11 protein-coding genes are annotated in these 17,871 nt (G+C 72.6%); 7 read left to right on the top strand and 4 right to left on the bottom strand.

Translation table 11 applies throughout. The features are described 5' to 3' along the window. Positions 1–376 precede the first annotated feature (376 nt). Positions 377–919 carry a MarR family winged helix-turn-helix transcriptional regulator gene (locus ACFWU9_RS15205; RefSeq protein WP_384318291.1) on the bottom strand — a complete coding sequence of 181 codons (543 nt, stop codon included), beginning with the start codon at positions 917–919 and terminating at the stop codon, positions 377–379. A gap of 154 nt (positions 920–1,073) precedes the next feature. Here ACFWU9_RS15205 and ACFWU9_RS15200 point away from each other — a divergent pair, with 154 nt between their 5' ends. After that, positions 1,074–2,357 (top strand): MFS transporter, encoded by a 1,284-nt coding sequence (locus ACFWU9_RS15200; RefSeq protein WP_384318316.1) that lies wholly within the window; start codon positions 1,074–1,076, stop codon positions 2,355–2,357. Here ACFWU9_RS15200 and ACFWU9_RS15195 read toward each other — a convergent pair. Both ACFWU9_RS15195 and ACFWU9_RS15190 read right to left on the bottom strand, forming a co-directional pair. Next, positions 2,351–4,189 (bottom strand): SpoIIE family protein phosphatase, encoded by a 1,839-nt coding sequence (locus tag ACFWU9_RS15195; RefSeq protein ID WP_384318289.1) that lies wholly within the window; start codon positions 4,187–4,189, stop codon positions 2,351–2,353. The two genes, ACFWU9_RS15200 and ACFWU9_RS15195, sit on opposite strands and share 7 nt — an antisense overlap. Positions 4,190–4,326: 137 nt before the next feature. Then, entirely contained in the window at positions 4,327–5,793 is a 1,467-nt protein-coding gene (locus tag ACFWU9_RS15190; RefSeq protein ID WP_384318315.1) for an NAD(P)/FAD-dependent oxidoreductase, read from the bottom strand. Between the two features lie 423 nt (positions 5,794–6,216). On the opposite strand from ACFWU9_RS15190, the gene ACFWU9_RS15185 reads away from it, so the two are divergent. Both ACFWU9_RS15185 and ACFWU9_RS15180 read left to right on the top strand, forming a co-directional pair. Beyond that, complete coding sequence (locus ACFWU9_RS15185) at positions 6,217–7,035, top strand: TetR/AcrR family transcriptional regulator (RefSeq protein ID WP_384318287.1); 819 nt, start codon at positions 6,217–6,219, stop codon at positions 7,033–7,035. 349 nt (positions 7,036–7,384) lie between these two features. Then, positions 7,385–9,355, top strand: coding sequence for a sigma-70 family RNA polymerase sigma factor (locus ACFWU9_RS15180; protein WP_384318286.1), 1,971 nt, complete (start codon positions 7,385–7,387; stop codon positions 9,353–9,355). A gap of 151 nt (positions 9,356–9,506) precedes the next feature. On the opposite strand, the gene ACFWU9_RS15175 is transcribed toward ACFWU9_RS15180, so the two are convergent. Next, on the bottom strand, positions 9,507–11,612 hold the full coding sequence (locus tag ACFWU9_RS15175) for an asparagine synthase-related protein (RefSeq protein WP_384318313.1): 2,106 nt from the start codon (positions 11,610–11,612) through the stop codon (positions 9,507–9,509). A gap of 582 nt (positions 11,613–12,194) precedes the next feature. On the opposite strand from ACFWU9_RS15175, the gene ACFWU9_RS15170 reads away from it, so the two are divergent. The 4 genes from ACFWU9_RS15170 to ACFWU9_RS15155 all read left to right on the top strand — a co-directional run bounded on the left by ACFWU9_RS15170 (position 12,195) and on the right by ACFWU9_RS15155 (position 17,867). Beyond that, the gene (locus ACFWU9_RS15170) at positions 12,195–13,802 is read left to right on the top strand and encodes a sporulation protein (protein WP_384318284.1); all 1,608 of its coding nucleotides are present in this window, start codon (positions 12,195–12,197) and stop codon (positions 13,800–13,802) included. A gap of 248 nt (positions 13,803–14,050) precedes the next feature. Beyond that, positions 14,051–15,310, top strand: a complete 1,260-nt coding sequence (lhgO, locus tag ACFWU9_RS15165) for an L-2-hydroxyglutarate oxidase (RefSeq protein WP_384318282.1) — start codon at positions 14,051–14,053, stop codon at positions 15,308–15,310. A 288-nt stretch (positions 15,311–15,598) separates the two neighbouring features. After that, complete coding sequence (gene trmB / locus ACFWU9_RS15160; protein ID WP_384318311.1) at positions 15,599–16,438, top strand: tRNA (guanosine(46)-N7)-methyltransferase TrmB; 840 nt, start codon at positions 15,599–15,601, stop codon at positions 16,436–16,438. 67 nt (positions 16,439–16,505) lie between these two features. After that, entirely contained in the window at positions 16,506–17,867 is a 1,362-nt protein-coding gene (locus ACFWU9_RS15155; protein WP_384318280.1) for a PrsW family intramembrane metalloprotease, read from the top strand. Positions 17,868–17,871 lie beyond the last annotated feature (4 nt).

The following is a 17,871-nucleotide window of genomic DNA, read 5'->3' as shown; positions in this document are numbered from 1 at the left end:
GTTCTCAAGGAACGGACGCTTCCTTCGGTCCCGTCTCCGGGCCCCTCCGGGCTTTCCCTTCGGTCTTGCTGTCCTGCGTTTCCGACTCTATCAGAACCTTTCAGGCCCTGATTCCCAGTCGGCGGGAATGTCTTTCCGGCCCTGCGGCCGTTCCGACGTTTCAAACTCTAGCCCGTTTCCCCGCCGACTCACAAATCGAGTCCCGGGTAATGGATTTCGGCATGCCGAAATTGTTCCCGGTCGAGGGGGTCCCGCAGAGTTTGTGTGCCGCATTCAAGCGGCCGGAGTACGTCGTAGAACCGTTACAGCTCCATGACAACTCGAAGAACCTTACGGACCGGTCCCGGTGGTGTCAACTTGAGCTGTTCGCCCCGCGTCAATCCAGGTCGGTCAGGCGCCCGCCTGCGTCCGGCTGAGCGTGTTCGACGCGGCGGAGCAGGCGGATCAACAGCTCTCCCAGCACGCCGCGTTCCGTTCCCGAGAGGTCCTGGAGCAGGTCCTCCTCGAAGTTCGAGGCCATCCGCATGGCCTCCAGCCACTTGGTGCGACCCTCGTCCGTCAGCTCGACGATCACCCGTACGCGGTTGTTCTCGTCCCGGTCCCGGGTGACCAGGCCCTCGCCCGCCATGCGGTCGATCCGGTGGGTCATCGCCGCGGGGGTGAGGCCTAGGCGCTTGGCCAGTTCGCCGGGGCCGAGGCGGTACGGGGCGCCGGCCAGGACCAGCGTCTTGAGGACCTCCCACTCGGCGTTGCTGATGCCGAGGTCGGAGACCTGGCGGCCGTACGCCACGTTCATCCGGCGGTTGAGCCGGCCGAGCGCCGAGACGACCTTCTCCACCTGGGGGTCGAGGTCGTCGAACTCTCGCTGATAGGCGGCGATCTGTTCGTCGAGGCTCGGCTCCTCGGTCCTGTCTGACATGCGGCGCAGTATGGCACGCGCCTCGTTCGCCTCGAAGTCTTTAAGCGTGTATTGTTGCGACCCTAACTTTAGCTTTGAAGTCTTCAGACCTCAGTAGTTCGTACTTCTCCTTCTTCCGCTTCTTCTCCAAGGCAGGTGAGTGTTGACCAGGGTGATGGGCGCCGCGATGCGCCGGATCCAGGCAGGGAACGCGCTGAGCGCGTTCGGGCTCGGATTCACCGTCCCGTATCTCTACGTGTATGTGGCCCAGGTGCGGGACCTGGGCGCGAGTACGGCGGGGGCCGTGCTGGCCGTCTTCGCCATGGCCGCGCTCGTCGCCCTGCCCTTCACCGGGCGTGTCATCGACCGGCGCGGTCCGCTGCCCGTCGTCGTCGGTGGCGCGGCTCTGGCTGCCGTGGGTGCCCTGGGGATGGGGGTGGCCGCCACCGTGCCGGCCGCCGTCCTGTCGGCGGCGCTGCTCGGCGCCGGTACGGCGGTCATGCAGCCCGCGCTCGCCACGATGATCGTGTGGTGCTCGGCGCCGTCGGCCCGTACGCGCGCCTTCGCGACCCAGTTCTTCCTCCAGAACCTCGGGCTCGGCGTCGGCGGTCTGATCGGCGGGCAGATCGTCGACGTCAACCGGCCCGGGAGCTTCACCCTGCTGTTCGGTGTCGAAGCCGCGATGTTCCTGGTGCTGGCGGCCCTCGCGGGGACGGTACGGCTCCCCCGTACGTCCTCCGCGGTGTCCATGCGTCCTGGGGAGGCGGCGCCGGCCGGGGGTGGCGGGCTGCGGGCGCTGCTCGGGCACCGGGCGATGGTGCAGCTGTGTGTGCTGGGCTTCGTGCTGTTCTTCGCCTGCTACGGGCAGTTCGAGTCGGGGCTGGCCGCGTACGGGACCGAGGCCGCCGGGATCGACCCGTCGGCGCTGGGGATCGCTCTCGCCGCCAACACCGCCGTGATCGTCGTCGCGCAGTTCGTCGTGCTCAGGCTGGTCGAGCGGCGCAGGCGGAGCCGGGTCATCGCGTCGGTGGGGCTGATCTGGGCGGTCGCCTGGATCGTCGCGGGGTACGCGGGCCTGGGGCACGGGAGCCAGACGATGGCGACCGCCGCCTTCGTCTCCACGTACGCGCTGTTCGGGCTCGGTGAGTCGATGCTGTCGCCGACCGTGGCCCCGCTGGTGGCCGATCTGGCGCCGGAGGAGATGGTCGGGCAGTACAACGCCACTTTCGCGCTGGTCAAGCAGCTCGCGCTGGCCGTGGGCCCCGCCGTGGGCGGGCCGATGGGGGCCGCGCTGCACGGCCCGTACATCGTGACGTTCGTGCTCTTCTCGCTCGGCGTCAGCGTGCTGGCCCTGCGACTGGGGCGCCGTCTCACCCCCGTACAGGACCGGCCTTCACTCGGGCACAAGTCGCGTGTGGTGGCCGTGCACAAGCCGGAGCCCGTCGCCGCCTCTCAATGAGGGAGCGCGAACTCGCACCACACCGCCTTGCCGCCGCCCGGGGTGCGGCGGGAGCCCCAGGACGAGGCGATCGTCGCGACGATCGAGATGCCGCGACCCGCCTCGTCCGCCGGTTCGGCGTGGCGGCGCAGGGGCAGATGGTCGTCGCCGTCGGTGACCTCGATGATCAGCCTGCGGTCCGTACGGCGGAGGCGTAGCCGCATGGGCGGGGTGCCGTGCTGGAGCGAGTTGGCGACGAGTTCGCTGGTGGCGAGCACGCCGAGGTCTCTGAGCTCGATGGGGAAGCGCCACGAGGAGAGGACTCCCGAGGCGAACGCGCGGGCGCGCGGCGCGGCCTCGACGCCGCCGAGCAGGTCGAGCGCGGCGTTGTGGAAGAGCTCGGCGTTCTGGCCGCTGCGGGCGGGGTGCTGGAGGACCAGGACCGCGACGTCGTCGTCGTGCTCGGCCGTGACGCCCATCGCGCGGATCAGCCGGTCGCAGACGACCTGCGGTGATCCCTTGGCACCGGCCAGCGCGCGCTCCAGGGATGCCACGCCTTCGTCGATGTCCTCGCTGCGGCGCTCCACGAGACCATCCGTATAGAGGACGGCGGTCGAGCCGGGCGCGAGTTCGATGCTGCCGGAGGTGTGGATCCAGCCGCCGGTGCCGAGCGGGGGGCCTGTCGGGTCGGCGGCGCGGGCGACCGTGCCGTCCTCCGCGCGTACGAGGATCGGCAGATGGCCGGCGGAGGCGTAGACGAGACGGCCTTCGTTGGGGTCGTGGACGGCGTAGGCGCAGGTGGCGATCTGGCTGGCGTCGATCTCGGCGGCGAGTCCGTCGAGGAGTTGCAGGACCTCGTGCGGGGGCAGGTCGAGGCGGGCGTACGCGCGGACAGCCGTGCGCAGCTGGCCCATGACGGCCGCCGCGCGGACGCCGCGGCCCATGACGTCGCCGATGACCAGGGCGGTGCGGCCGGCGCCGAGGGTGATCACGTCGTACCAGTCGCCGCCGACCGCCGCGTCCGTACCGCCCGGCTGGTATGTGGCGGCGACGCGTAGGTCGTCGGGCTGTTCCAACTCCTGGGGGAGCAGGGAGCGCTGGAGGGCGACGGCCGTCTCGCGGAGTCTGCGTTCGCTCGCGCGCAGGCGTTCGGCGGCCTCGGCGTGGTCGGTGACGTCGGCGGCGAAGATGAGGACGCCGCCGGATCCGCTCGTGTCGACGGGGGTGCAGGTGACGGTGTACGAGCCGTCGCGCGCCACGCCGGCGGGGCCGTTGGCCCAGGCGTGCGGCGAGGAGTGCGCGGGGGCGTTGGCGGAGGAGTGGGCCGAGGCGTGGAGTGCGCCGGACGTCGCGGCCTGGACCTTGCGGGACTTGACCGTACGGGGCTTTCCGCTGCGCAGCACCTGGTCCATGAGCGGCATGAGGCCCAGCTCGATCAGCTCGGGGCAGCTCTCGGCGGCGGTCGTGCCGGGCTCGCGGGGGCCGAAGGCGTCGGCGTAGGCGTCGTTGACGTACGCGACACGGTGGTCGGGGCCGTAGACCAGCGCGACGAGTGCGGGGAGACCGCCGAGGACCTCGCGGACGGTCAGCTCTTCGAGCTCGGGGATTCCGCCCGGTCTGCCGTCGCTCGTGTCACTGCCGTCTCTGCTGTCTCCGCTGTCTTTTCCGCCTCTGCCGTCCCGGCTCTCGCCGTGTCGTTCGAATTCACCACGGGCGGCGGGCACGGAACCGGCGGGACCCGACGCGTGCGCGGAATGCTCCCGTGGCTTCCCCTGGGAGTCTCCAGGGTCCGTCCGCGCGGCGATGCGGCGCTGTGTACCGGGGAGCCGGGCGCTCCAACGCGTGAAATTCACGGATTTTCAGGCCTCATGGTGTCGTTGCTGTTCGCCTTGGCGGGCTACCGGGTCGCTCTCTGCGGAGTCACGCTGTGCAGATGTGAACCCACCTATGGTCACACGTTCAGTGTTGCCGACCGCACTGGCATGGGACGTCAGACGTCTCTGGGTCGTTCCCGTCCGGCGGCGAGTTCGAATTCGGCACGTGGGTGCTCCAGGGAGCCGAGGGAGACGATCTCCCGTTTGAACAGCCCGGCGAGGGTCCATTCCGCCAGTACTCGCGCCTTGCGGTTGAAGGTCGGAACGCGGCTGAGGTGGTACACGCGGTGCATCAGCCAGGCGGGATATCCCTTGAGTTTACGGCCATACACGTGTGCGACGCCCTTGTGGAGACCGAGTGACGCGACGGAACCGGCGTACCGGTGGCGGTAGTCGTGCTGCTGCTCCCCTCTTAGGGAGGAGACGATGTTCTCGGCGAGGACGCGGGCCTGACGGACGGCGTGCTGTGCGTTGGGGGCGCATTCGGCGCCGGGGTCGTCCGCCGCCAGGTCGGGGACGGCGGCGGCGTCACCGGCCGACCAGGCGTGTTCGACGCCGTCGACGGCGAGCTTGGCCGTACAGATGAGGCGGCCGCGTTTGTCGAGGGGCAGATCGCTGGCGGCGAGGATCGGGTGCGGTTTGACGCCGGCGGTCCAGACGAGGGTGCGGGTGGGGAAGCGGGCGCCGTCGGAGAGTACGGCGACGCGGTTCTCGCAGGAGTCGAGCCGGGTCTCCAGGCGTACGTCGATGTTGCGGGCGCGCAGCTCGCGGACCGCGTACTTGCCCATGTCGTGGCCGACCTCGGGAAGGATGCGGTCCGACGCCTCGACGAGGATCCACTTCAGGTCCTCGGCCTTGACGTTGTGGTAGTAGCGGGTGGCGTAGCGGGCCATGTCCGCCAGCTCGGCGAGGGCCTCGACGCCCGCGTAGCCGCCGCCGACGAAGACGTAGGTGAGGGCGGCGTCGCGCAGTTCCGGATCGCGGGTGGAGGAGGCGATGTCCATCTGCTCCAGGACGTGGTTGCGCAGGGCGATGGCCTCCTCGACGGTCTTGAAGCCGATGCCGTGGTCGGCGAGGCCGGGGACCGGGAGGGTGCGGGAGACGGAGCCGGGGGCGAGGACGAGTTCGTCGTACGTCATCTCGAAGGAGCCGGGGGGCCGGTCCGCGAGATCGCCGTTGGCCGGGCGGTCTGCCGCCAGGCGCTCGGCCGCGAGGTGGTCCGCGTACGCGCCGGTGGGCTCGGGGCCGTTGGATTCCGGGCCGTTGGGCTTGGAAGCGGTGGACTCGGAGGCGGTGGGCTCGGTGCCGTTCGTGGCCGCTCTCGTCGCGGCCTCCTCCTCCGACGCGGGGGTGACGAGGGTCGCGACGCGCTTGGCGTGGTCGATGGATCTGGCCTCACCGACGATGATCGTGCAGCCCGGCAGGACCCTGCGCAGCGGCACCACGACGTGGCGCGGTGAGATCGAGCCCGCGGCGGCCTCGGGCAGGAACGGCTGGTAGGTCATGTACGCGTTGGGCGACACGACCACGACCTCCGCCTCGCCCCGCCTGAGCTTCTGCTGGAGCCGGAGCGCGGTGTACATCCCGACGTAGCCGCCACCGACGACGAGAACGCGTGCGCGGGGCGGTGGTGCGGGGGTCGTCCCCCGGGAGATCTCTGCCTTCACCACCCCATGAGGCCCCGGGCTCCTTGGTTTGTCCACAGCCCCGGCAAATTGTGTGACCGGAGCCCTTCGACGGCCCCACGTGCGCAAATCCCCCTGTGCCGGGGAAGGTTCGCAGGTCAGGCGGTACGGACCCGGTGGTGGGAGAGTGCCGAATCAGGCATCTTCCGGTCCTTGCTCCGATCGGGGGGCGCACTGTGCGGAACCACCCCCTTCTGAATTCCCCGGGGCTCAACTATGTTCGTACTCCGTCGGGGGACTCGATCGTGACTTGATCGGGCGGTCCCGGCTGTCAAGGCGGGGAGGTCTCCGGGGGGAGACGTCATTACCGGGGGAACGCTTATGCACATTCAGGATTCTCATTGGCAGGCCGTCGTGTCCGTTGACGGCAACGGACGCGCGAGCGCGGGCGGGATCGGCCGTGCCGCACCGCTGCGCGTCGACGCACAGCGCAATCTGGAGCACGTCCTTCGGGCGGCTCGTGAGGTGTTCGGCGAGCTCGGTTACGGGGCGCCGATGGAGGACGTGGCGCGCCGGGCCCGGGTCGGGGTCGGCACGGTCTACCGGCGGTTTCCCAGCAAGGACGTGCTGGTCCGCCGTATAGCCGAGGAGGAGACCTCCCGGCTGACGGAGCAGGCGCGGGCGGCTCTGGGGCAGGAGGACGAGCCGTGGTCCGCGCTCGCCCGCTTCCTGCGGACGTCGGTGGCTTCCGGCGCGGGCAGGCTGCTGCCGCCGCAGGTGCTGAGGGTCGGGGTGGACGTCGACGAGTCGACGGTGGTCCCGGACTCGGCGGACGAGGCACGGGTGCCGCAGCAGCGGCAGTCCGGGCACCCGGATCTGCGGGTGGTCGGTTCCGGCGAGCATGCCGGGCAGCACGCCTCGGCGCCCCTGGGGGCGGCGGAGACGGCCGACTCGGCGGGGTCCCTGGGCGACGACCTGGTGGATCCGGCCTCGGGCACGGTCGAACTGCTCGATGTGGTGGGGCAGTTGGTCGAGCGTGCGCGGGCGGCCGGCGAGCTCCGTCCGGGCGTGACGGTGGCCGACGTCCTGCTGGTGATAGCCACCGCGGCGCCGGCGCTGCCCGACGCGGCCCAGCAGGCGGCGGCTTCCGCGCGGCTGCTGGACATCCTGCTCGAAGGCCTTCGGTCCCGGGCCGCGTAAGGCGGGAGGGGCCCGACGGGTGCGGACCGTGGTGGTCGGCGCGTCAACGTGAGTCCCTGTGACGGTCGTCGGACAGCTGTTCGTCCGACGACCGTGCGGCCCCTGCCGTGAACCGGCCGTCGTGGGTCGCGCCCGAGGTTGGTCGGGCACGCCCGGTGCGGAACATCCTGGTGAAGGGCGTGTGCGCGCCACCCGTTCGGGCTATTGGCGTACGGCCTCGCTCCGACGTCCTGATCCGGCGCCCAATCACGTGAGAGTGGTCGCTGTCAACACGGGTTTGGCCGTGGTGGGCGCTGTGGCACGCTGGCCAGGTGTTTCGGGTCGGCAGGACGCTACGGGGGCTTCCGCGATGAGCGGTGACGGACAGGACGAGCCACTGGGTGGTGGCGGTGCCGGCGGTACGGGGACGGGCGGGGCGCCGTCCGAGCAGGTGCCGCCCCAGGGCGGGCCGGGTGGTTCCTCGGGGGCGGCCACCGGGCCTCTTCCTCCCGGGCCGCCGCCGGGCGAGCCGGAGCCCAGTGTGCCGCCGCAGCGCGAGGGTGCCGTGGGGACGGCCGGGGACGGCGCGGCGGAGGAAGGTCCGGCCGCCGATCTGCCGCCCTCGGACGCCGAGTTGATCCAGCGCATGCGGGCCGGCGACGACGGCGCGTACGAGGAGCTGTACCGGCGGCACTCTGCGGCCGTACTGCGCTACGCGCGGAGCTGCTGCCGGGACGGTCACACCGCCGACGACCTGACGGCGGAGGTGTTCGCCCGCACGCTCCAGGCGGTACGTGGGGGTGCGGGGCCGGAGCAGGCGGTGCGGGCGTATCTCCTCACGACCGTGCGCCGTGTCGCCGCCGCGTGGACGAAGACCGCCAAGCGTGAGCAACTGGTCGAGGACTTCGCGGTGTTCGCCGCGGAGTCGGTCCGCTCGTCCGAGGTGTCGGACGAGGAGACCCTCGACCTGGGCGCGGACGTACGGGCGATGCACGAGGCGGAACGGTCCCTCGCCATGCGGGCGTTCCGCAGTCTGCCCGAGCGCTGGCAGGCGGTGCTCTGGCACACCACCGTCGAGGAGGAGTCGCCGAGCGCGATCGCCCCGCTCTTCGGGCTGACGGCCAACGCCACGGCCGTGCTGGCCAGTCGGGCGCGCGAAGGCCTCAAGCAGGCCTATTTACAGGCGCATGTGAACACGGCGGTCGCGTCGGCCGGCGATTGCGCGCAGTACGCGGACCGGCTGGGCGCGTACGCGCGGGGCGGTCTGCGGATCCGGGCCGAGCGCGGGCTGCGCAAGCATCTGGACGAGTGCGCGAAGTGCCGCCTCGTGGCGGGCGAGTTGGCGCATGTCAACGCCGGGATTCCGGCGGTGCTTCCGATCGCGGTCATCGGCTGGTTCGCGGCCGGGTACTCGCTCAAGGCCGCGGGGGTCGTCGCCGGAGGAGCCGCCGGCGCCGCGGGAGCGGGTGCGGCGGCAGCGGCGGGTGGCGCGTCGGGCTCCGCCGGAGGTGCCGCGGGCGCGGCGGGCGGTGCGGCGGCCGAAGGGCTCGGCGCGCCATTGAAGGCGGGGATCGCGGCCGTGGTCTCCCTGGCCGCCGCGGCGGGGCTGGTGTGGGCGCTGACGGGCGACGAGGTCCCCGACAAGCCGAAGGCGAAGCCCCCCGTCGTACAGCCGGTCCTGCCGGAGAAGCCCTCGCCGCCGCCGAAGGTGAAGCCGCCGGCCGCGCCCGCCCCACCGCCCCCGCGGGCGCGCCCGAACAAGCCCTCGCCCGCGCCGGAACCGAGGCCGAGCCCCACCCCGACGAAGGCGAAGCCCAAGCCTCCCCCGCCGGAGCCCCAGCCGCCGACGCCACCGGCCGCACGCCCGAAGCCGCCCGCTCCCGCACCGCCTCCGCCTCCGCCCGCGCCGGAGGTGTATCAGGTGAACCTGCTCAAGTACGACGTGGCGGGTGACGGGTCCCGGCCCGAGGTGCGGATCGGGCAGAGCAGCTGGCTCTGGCAGCGCCCCGGTATGTCGATCGGCGGCACGCGCTACGGGCACGGGGCGTCGATGCACGCCTCGGGATCGGTGACGATCGACCTCAACCGCCGGTGCGCCACCTACCAGGCACTGGTCGGCGTCGACGACATGACGCTGGGGATGGGCGCGGTGCGCTTCTCCGTGTACGGGGACGGCGGCAGGCTCTGGCGTTCCCCGGTGGTGCGCGGCGGCGACGCGGCGGTCCCGGTGAGCGTGGGGATCGGCGGCCGGAAGACGATTCGCCTGGTGGTCGAGCCGCACACGCCCTTCGAGGCGGTGGCGGTCGCGGACTGGGCACAGTCCAGGATCAGCTGCGGGTGAGGGAGGGCAGCGAAGGCCACTTCTTGGGAAGCGCGCCGCTCCGGGTGATCTTGCCGGCCTCACCGGGCCGTTCACGCTCAGGCGCCGTCACCCGTCTCCGAGGGTTCTCACCGAGTGCGCGGAGCTCGTAGACCGCGGCACCGAACGAGATCTACGGATGCAGCGTCGGGCGGGGCATCACGCCGCCCGCGACGGCGCGTTGGCGCGGCGCGGCCGTGCCCGTCCAGCAGGTGCCGCGGCGTGAGAGCAGCCGCCTGAGCCACAGTTCGGTGGAGACGAGGTCGGCGATGCCGTCCAGCGGGATCGGCTCGCCCTCGGCCGCCTTGCGCAGCGCCTTGCGCACCACGCGCGCCTCGATCAGGCCCGCGTCGGCCAGCAGCGGGGCGTCGAAGAGGGCCATCAGGTCGTTGACGGCGGCCCGCAGCCCCGTGCGGGTCGCGGCCACCGACGTCGCGTGCGTCGTGGCGCCCCAGCCCGGCGGCAGGTCGTGGATGCCCGCCCCCGCGAGGACCGCGCGCAGCACGTCGGAGCGGGCGCCGGGCTGGACCCGGAGCGATTCGGGGAGCGCCCGGCAGGCCCGTACGACCTGGTTGTCGAAGAACGGCGCGTGCAGCCGCTGACTCCGGATCTCGGCGGCCTGCTCGAAGATGCGGTGGTCGGCGGCCTGCCGAGCCAGCGCTGCGCGGGCGCGCGCCTCTCCGGGCCGCTGGACCGACGTCGGACGGACCGCCGCCGCCGTAAGACGAACCGATACTTCTGCCAGTGCCTCCCCCGTCAGCCAGCGGGCCGCCGGACCGGGGCGCGACCAGGTGAGCGCGGCGAGGGAGGCACCCAACGGGCCGTGCGCGGCAGGGGCGTTGCGGTCGCGGTGCGCACCGGGGAGCTGGGCCGCCGCCTCTTCGAGACCGGTGCGGTACGGCGTACGGGCGAGGCGGCGGGCAGCCCGGTAGACGGTCAGCGGCACGAACAGCGAGCCCGCCGACGACCCCTGGGCCTTGGCGAGCGCGGTGGTCGGCCGCAGCAGATCGCGGCGGCGCCGGTCGATCAGCAGGTCGGCCAGGCGCGCGGGGTGGGCGTCCAGCACCTCGCGGGCCCCGGCCCCGGTGAAGTGGTCGGCGCTGCCAGCGGCGAGCCGGCGGCGGTGGCGCTCGGCCGTGACGAGGGACGGTCCGGGCTCGTCGGTCAGCGGGCCTTCCAACTCGGCGTACGGCAGGGCCTCTTCGCCCGCCGCGACGACCACGTGGTGCAGCCGGGGGTTGGAGGCCATGGCGCGGGCCCGTTCGAGCTCGGCCTCGCGGCCCCCGGTGACGAGGTCGTTGAAGGTGACGGCGAGGAGCCGTTCGCCGGCGCCGGTGCCATGGCCGAGGACGGTGCCCGGCGCGCCCGGCAGTCCCGCGGCGAGCAGGGCGAGCGTGCCCGACGCGCTGCCGCCCGACAGATCGGCGCCGATGCCGGGGACGGGTCCGCCTCGGGCGGCTCGCCGGTCGGCGGGCCCCATGCCCGGCACGGGCCCGGGGTCGGGCGGGACGGTCTCGGGTGCGTGGCGCGGTGCCAGGAGCCTGGCCCGTACGGCTTCGACGAGCGCGTCCCTGACTCCCTCGACGGCCCGTTCGGGGTCGGTCTGGGGTGCGGCGACGGCGAGGGAGGCGACCTGTTCGTATCCGGTGATCTCGCGCGATCCCTCGCGCAGGACGAGCGCGTGGCCCGGTGGTACGCGTTTGACGCCCGCGTACGGCGTGGAGTCGCGCAGTGCCTCGGGGGTCTCGGGGCAGGCGAGCAGCGCGGCCAGATGCCCGATGTCGAGCTGCGCCTCGATGAGGTCGGCGAGCGGCAGGGCGGCGGTGGCGTACGCGGTGCCGCTCGCCCACGGCGTGTGGAAGACGGGTCTCGCGCCCGCCAGATCGCCGGCGACGGTGATCCGGCGGCCGATCTGGGCGACGGCGGTGTAACTGCCGGGCCAGGCGGTGAGATGGCGCAGGGCGCCGCCGCGGGCCGCGAACAGACCGATCTTCAGCTGCTCGTCGGTGGCTCCGCAGCAGCCGAAGACGGCGAGCCGGGTGAAGGGGTCGACGCTGACGACGCGGACCTCGTCGTCACGCCAGTCGCCGACGGCCCACAGCGGATCGGGGTCGCCCCACAGGAGTTGGGAGCCGACGGGGTGGACCGTACGCCCCTCCGACCGGTCGCCCACGGAGCCCGCCGTGCCGGACGCGCCGAAGCTCGCGGCGATACTGCTCCACCCCACCAACCAGCGCATCGCCGCCTCCACAGCCTGTGGATCAAGAGTCGTGCCTGTCGTCATCGGTCGTTCGTGAACATGCTGCCACGACAACGGCACACAGGAGGGGCCCCGGGGCTGGAGTGCGAAACTCGAATGCGCCCCTGGCAAAGGACAATTGGTGCGGGGAAGGGGTCAGGGCGGAGGGGCAGCATTCAGCCAATCTCCGAGCCCGATCGGCCGACACCACGTCGGCAAACGTACAGTCCGGGAGGCGCCTTCGCCTCCCGGACCGATCCGCCACCCGCGGGGAAATGAGGCGGCGGTGTCCCCCAGCCCACTGGTTCCAGTACGCAGTGGGCCGACCCACGCAGCACTCATGGAAGCGCTCCCGGTCTCTTTTGGCCAAGAGCGCACGGCCGGGCGCACGGCCACACGCCCGGAGCACGTGCCGACCGGGGCGAGTTCCGCGCGTACTCGCGCACGGACAACAATCCCGCCATCCGGATCCTCGCCCCTTAACGGTAGGGATGCGGCGAACTACGCTGGGTTTACGAATGCCACGGGGTCCCTCACAAGAGGGGTCGGCGGGGCGGCCGTCTGTGTGTCGAGGGGTGGCGCATGTCCAGGGAGCTACGCGGGCCGAACGAGAAACTCGGCACCGTTCTCGCCCTCGCGGGAATCAGCAACGCCGGTCTTGCCCGGCGGGTCAACGACCTCGGGTCGCAGCGCGGTCTGACGCTTCGATACGACAAAACCTCGGTGGCGCGGTGGGTTTCGAAGGGGATGGTTCCGCAGGGTGCGGCGCCCCATCTGATCGCCGCGGCCATCGGAGCCAAGCTGGGCCGACCGGTGCCGCTGCACGAAATCGGCCTGGCCGACGCCGATCCCGCGCCTGAGGTGGGTCTCGCCTTCCCGCGCGACGTGGGTGAGGCGGTGCGGTCGGCGACGGATCTGTACCGGCTGGACCTGGCGGGCCGGCGGGCCGGCAGCGGGGGCATCTGGCAGTCGCTGGCCGGTTCCTTCGCGGTCAGCGCGTACGCCACGCCCGCTTCCCGGTGGCTGATATCGCCCGCCGACTCGTCGGTCGCGCGGGACGCGGCGATGGCGGAGGCGGCACGGAGAGCGCACGCGGCGCACGGCGGACCGGGGTTGACCGGGCCACCGGCCCCGTCCACGTCGGCGTCCGCCACCTCGTCCGCGCCCGGGTCGGCGCCGGGTGCGACGGCGGGTGCGACGGGCCCACCGGGCGCGCCAGGAGCCCCGGGTGCCCCAGGTGCCCCGGGACCCGACGGTGGCGAGGTCTCGCCACTGCGCGTGGGGCACAGCGATGTCGCCAAGCTCCGCGAGGCGGCGGCCGACGCGCGCCGCTGGGACTCCAAGTACGGCGGCGGGGATTGGCGTTCGTCGATGGTGCCCGAGTGTCTGCGGGTCGACGCGGCGCCGCTGCTGCTCGCGGCGTACAGCGACGAGGTCGGCCGGGGCCTCTTCGGGGCGACCGCCGAACTCACCCGGCTGGCCGGCTGGATGGCCTTCGACACCGGACAGCAGGAGGCCGCGCAGCGCTACTACATCCAGGCGCTGCGGCTCGCCCGCGCGGCGGCCGACGTGCCGCTCGGCGGTTACGTCCTGGCGTCCATGTCCCTCCAGGCGACCTACCGGGGCTTCGCCGACGAGGGCGTCGACCTGGCCCAGGCGGCAGTGGAGCGCAACAGGGGCCTCGCGACGGCCCGCACGATGAGTTTCTTCCGGCTGGTCGAGGCGCGCGCCCACGCCAAGGCGGGCGACGCGGCGGCGGCCGGAGCCGCGCTGAAGGCGGCGGAGGGCTGGCTGGAGCGCTCGCGGCCGGGCGACGCGGATCCCAGCTGGCTGGGCTTCTACTCGTACGACCGCTTCGCCGCCGACGCGGCCGAGTGCTACCGCGATCTGAAGGCGCCGCGGCAGATGCGGCGCTTCACGGAGCAGGCGCTGTCCCGGCCGACGGAGGAGTTCGCGCGGTCGCACGGACTACGGCTGGTGGTGAGCGCGGTCGCCGAGCTGGAGTCCGGCAATCTGGACGCGGCGTGCGCGGCGGGGACCCGGGCCGTGGAGGTGGCGGGGCGGATCTCGTCGGCGCGCACCACGGAGTACGTACGGGACCTGCTGCATCGCCTTGAGCCGTACGGGGACGAGCCGAGGGTCGCGGAGCTGCGGGAGCGGGCGCGCCCGCTGCTGGTGGCGCCCGCGTAGCGGAGGTGGGCGCGGACGGTACGGCCGAGGGCGGGCCGGGTGCGTCGGAGGGCGGGGCCGGGCGGGCTCCGACCCGGCGCGGTCGCGCCCTCCGCCGGCGTACCACCGGCGCCCAGCTGACTTGAACCCGACGTGCCGCCGGGCCACTGCCCGAATGCTTGGTGAACGATGCGAGACACGCGTGGTACCCCGATGGTTTAAGGGCATTGTCAGTGGGCCAGTGCACTATCGGGTGGGAGGTTGCGCGGGTGAAGAACGACGGCTCGGGTCGCGTCGGCGACCACGGCTACGGCCATGGCTACGACTGCGACGTGCTGGTGATCGGTGGCGGCATCGTCGGCCTGTCGACGGCCTACGCCCTCACCCGGGCGGCGCCCGGCACCCGAGTGACGGTCCTGGAGAAGGAGCCCGGCCCCGCGCGGCACCAGACGGGCCACAACAGCGGAGTCATCCACAGCGGTGTGTACTACCGCCCCGGCTCGCTGAAGGCGCGGTACGCGATCAAGGGCGCCGCCGAGATGGTCAAGTTCTGCGCGGAGTACGGCATCGCACACGAGGTCACCGGCAAGCTCATCGTCGCCACCGGCCGGGACGAGCTGCCCCGGCTGCACGCCCTGGTCCAGCGCGGCAGGGAGAACGGCATTCCCGTTCGGGAACTGGGCCCGGCGCAGATCATGGAGTACGAGCCGGAGGTACGGGGCCTGGCCGCGATCCATGTCGGTACGACGGGGGTGTGCGACTTCGTCGCCGTCACGGCGCGGCTCGCCGAGTCGGCCGAGGCGTCGGGCGCGTCCGTGCGGTACGGCGCGGAGGTCACCGTCGTCGACCGGCGGGCGTGGGGTGTCGCCGTGCGCACGTCCTCGGGAGAGGTGGTCAGGGCGCGGGCCCTCGTCAACTGCGCGGGGCTCCAGTGCGACCAGGTGGCACGGATGACCGGCGACGACCCGGGCATGCGGATCGTCCCCTTCCGGGGCGAGTACTTCGAACTGGCCCGGCCCGGACTTGTCCGCGGTCTGGTCTACCCGGTGCCCGATCCGGCCTTTCCCTTCCTGGGGGTGCATCTGACGCGCGGCATCGACGGCGGCGTCCATGTCGGCCCGAACGCGGTGCCCGCGCTCGCCAGGGAGGGCTACTCCTGGTCCGCCGTGCGCCCCCGTGAGCTGGCGGCCACGCTCGGCTGGCCCGGCTCCTGGCGGATAGCGCGCAGACACTGGCGTTACGGCGCGGGCGAGCTGCGCCGCTCGCTCTCCAGGCGCGCCTTCGCCACCGCCGTACGCCGGCTGCTGCCCGAGGTGACGGACGCGGACCTGCGCCCGGCGGCGGCCGGGGTGCGCGCCCAGGCGGTGCTGCGGGACGGCACGCTGGCCGACGACTTCCTGATCCGGGAGGCGCCGCGCGCGGTGCACGTGCTCAACGCCCCCTCGCCGGCGGCGACGGCGGCGCTCCCGATCGGCCGTGAGGTGGCGAGGCGGGCGCTGACGATGCTGAGGGACGCGGGCAGGGGCTAGGTCCTGCCCCTCAGATCCTGTCGGCCGGTCCTGCCCGGTGGATCCCTTTCGGCGGATCTTCGCGGATCGGACCGGGCCGCCGCCGTGCTCCGGCCTCTGGGCTCCCGGCGCCCGGCCCTGGGCTCCGGGCTCCGGGCTTTTCGGGTCTCCCGGGCGGGTCCGTAGAATCGGAGGTCCTGCCCGATTCCTCGACGTGCCCGAGAAGACGTGTCCGAGACCCAGATGAACGTGAACAGCGACCGCGACGGCGACCGCGTACGCGCCGACGACACCCACCCCTGGTCCCGGATGTTCCCCGGGGGCACGGGACCGGCCGCCGATCCCGCCGGATCGCACTTCGAGCGCCGTATCCGCAGCTTCCAGCCGCGCCGCAGCCGGGTGACGACGGGCCAGGCCGAGGTTCTGCGGCGGCTGTGGCCGTCCTGGGGCCTGGACATCGACGGCCGGCGGGTCCTCGACCTCGACGAGCTGTTCGGCGGGCTGCCGGTCGTCCTGGAGATCGGCTTCGGGATGGGCGAGGCGACCGCCCGGATGGCCGCGGACGACCCCGGCACGGGAATCCTCGCCGCCGACGTCCACACCCCGGGACAGGGCAATCTGCTGCGGCTGGCCGAGCGGACCGGACTGTCCAACATCCGCGTCGCGAACGGCGACGCGATCATCCTGCTGCGGGAGATGCTGGCGCCCGAGTCGCTGGACGGGATACGCGTCTACTTCCCCGACCCGTGGCCCAAGACCCGCCACCACAAACGGCGGCTGATCCAGCCCGAGTTCCTCACCCTGGCCGCGCGCGTGCTGAAGCCCGGTGCCGTACTGCACTGCGCCACGGACTGGGAGCCGTACGCCGAGCAGATGCTCGACGTGCTGACCGCGCACCCCGCGTACGGGAACACCGCCCCGGACGGCGGCTACGCGCCCCGGCCCGCCTCGCGGCCGCTCACGCGGTTCGAGGGCCAGGGCCTTGAGAAGGGGCACGCCGTGAGGGACCTGGTCTTCCGCCGTGTCGCGGAGGCACCGGCGGCCGATGGCGCGCGGACGGGCGACGGGACGGCAGAGGGCGCGAGGGACAGCGGGACCACCGACGGCGGGCTGGGCGACGGGGCCACGGACGGAGCGCTCGCCAAGTAGGGCCGCGGTCGGCCGGGAGGGGCGGGACGCCCTCGCCGTTGTCAGTCCCGGTCGTTAGGGTCAGAAGGTGTCCGAACCGTCCCGACCACCCCCCTACGCCCCTCCCGTCCCCCAGCCGGCGATCCCCGCCGCCGAGCGGCAGGAGCGGCTCGGCGACATGTGGGCCGCCGTACCGGAGCGCTCCCGCTGGCGCTACCGGCCGCATCGCGCGTTCTGGCGGCACCGCGCCGTGCGCGCGGGCGCCCTGATCATCATGCTGGCGCTCTGCGGTCTGCTGCTCATGTCACTCGTACGGGAACAGACCGGCACGCGGGGCTTCCTGGTCGGTCTCGGGCTGGCGATCCTGCCCGTGCCGCTGCTGATGGCGGCCTTCCGCTGGCTGGACCGGGTCGAGCCGGGGCCCTGGCGGAATCTGCTGTTCTCGTTCGCCTGGGGCGCCTGCGCCGCCGCCCTCGTGGCGATCACCGCGAACTCCTTCGCCACCCAGTGGATAGCCACCGCCACCGCCGACCCCGCGGGCGCCGAGTCGCTGGGCGCCACGGTGATCGCGCCGATCGTCGAGGAGAGCGCGAAGGCCGCCGCGATCCTGCTGATCTTCCTCTTCCGCCGGGAGTCCTTCACCGGTCTGGTCGACGGGGTCGTCGTCGCGGGCTTCACCGCGACCGGCTTCGCCTTCACCGAGAACATCCTCTATCTCGGCAGCGCCTTCGGCGAGGACCAGCAGATCGGCAACTCGGGGCTGCCGGCCGTGACCGCCGCGACCTTCTTCGTACGGGTCGTGATGTCGCCGTTCGCGCACCCGCTCTTCACGGTCCTGACCGGCATCGGCTTCGGCATGGCCGCCCTCACCGCCCGCCACCGGCGGGTCCGACGGTGGCTGCTGCCGATCCTCGGCCTCGTGCTCGCCATGGGGACGCACGCGCTGTGGAACGGCGCCTCGTCGCTGTTCGGCCCGTACGGCTTCTACGCGGTGTACGCGGCCTTCATGGTGCCCGCCTTCGTCCTGCTCACCTGGCTGGCGATCTGGAGCCGGCAGCGCGAACTGCGCATGGTCTCCGTCGAGTTGCCCGCCTACGCGGCGGCCGGCTGGCTCGCCGAGACCGAGCCGCTCGCGCTGTCGTCGATGCGGGCGCGTTCGATGGCGCGCGATGTGGCGGGGCGCGCGTACGGGCCGGAGGCGGCCCGTACGGTCGGCGAGTACCAGACGTTCGCGACCGCGCTGGCGTTCCTGCGCCACCGGGCCGGGCGCGGCACCGCGGGCCCCGAGTTCGCGGAGCGCGAGCAGGAGTTGCTGCACCACCTGTGGGAGCGCCGGGACACGGCGTCGGCCCCCCCCCGCCGCGCCGCGCCCGCGGCGGCGGGGGGGGGGGGGTCTACAAAAAAAAAAAAAAAAACCAAAACACCAAAAAAAAAAAATAAAAAAAAATAAATAA

Source organism: Streptomyces sp. NPDC058653, assembly GCF_042716895.1.
In the GTDB taxonomy this organism is placed as follows: domain Bacteria; phylum Actinomycetota; class Actinomycetes; order Streptomycetales; family Streptomycetaceae; genus Streptomyces.
Note: the sequence above shows the minus strand (reverse complement) of the source record. Positions and strands in the feature narration are given on the sequence as shown.

Bases quoted from the DNA above. Each gene is read 5' to 3' on its own strand.
- ACFWU9_RS15205 (WP_384318291.1), bottom strand. From the start codon at position 919: ATGTCAGACAGGACCGAGGAGCCGAGCCTCGACGAACAGATCGCCGCC.
- ACFWU9_RS15200 (WP_384318316.1), top strand. From the start codon at position 1,074: ATGGGCGCCGCGATGCGCCGGATCCAGGCAGGGAACGCGCTGAGCGCG.
- ACFWU9_RS15190 (WP_384318315.1), bottom strand. From the start codon at position 5,793: ATGTACACCGCGCTCCGGCTCCAGCAGAAGCTCAGGCGGGGCGAGGCG.
- ACFWU9_RS15185 (WP_384318287.1), top strand. From the start codon at position 6,217: ATGCACATTCAGGATTCTCATTGGCAGGCCGTCGTGTCCGTTGACGGC.
- ACFWU9_RS15180 (WP_384318286.1), top strand. From the start codon at position 7,385: ATGAGCGGTGACGGACAGGACGAGCCACTGGGTGGTGGCGGTGCCGGC.
- ACFWU9_RS15175 (WP_384318313.1), bottom strand. From the start codon at position 11,612: ATGCGCTGGTTGGTGGGGTGGAGCAGTATCGCCGCGAGCTTCGGCGCG.
- ACFWU9_RS15170 (WP_384318284.1), top strand. From the start codon at position 12,195: ATGTCCAGGGAGCTACGCGGGCCGAACGAGAAACTCGGCACCGTTCTC.
- trmB (WP_384318311.1), top strand. From the start codon at position 15,599: ATGTTCCCCGGGGGCACGGGACCGGCCGCCGATCCCGCCGGATCGCAC.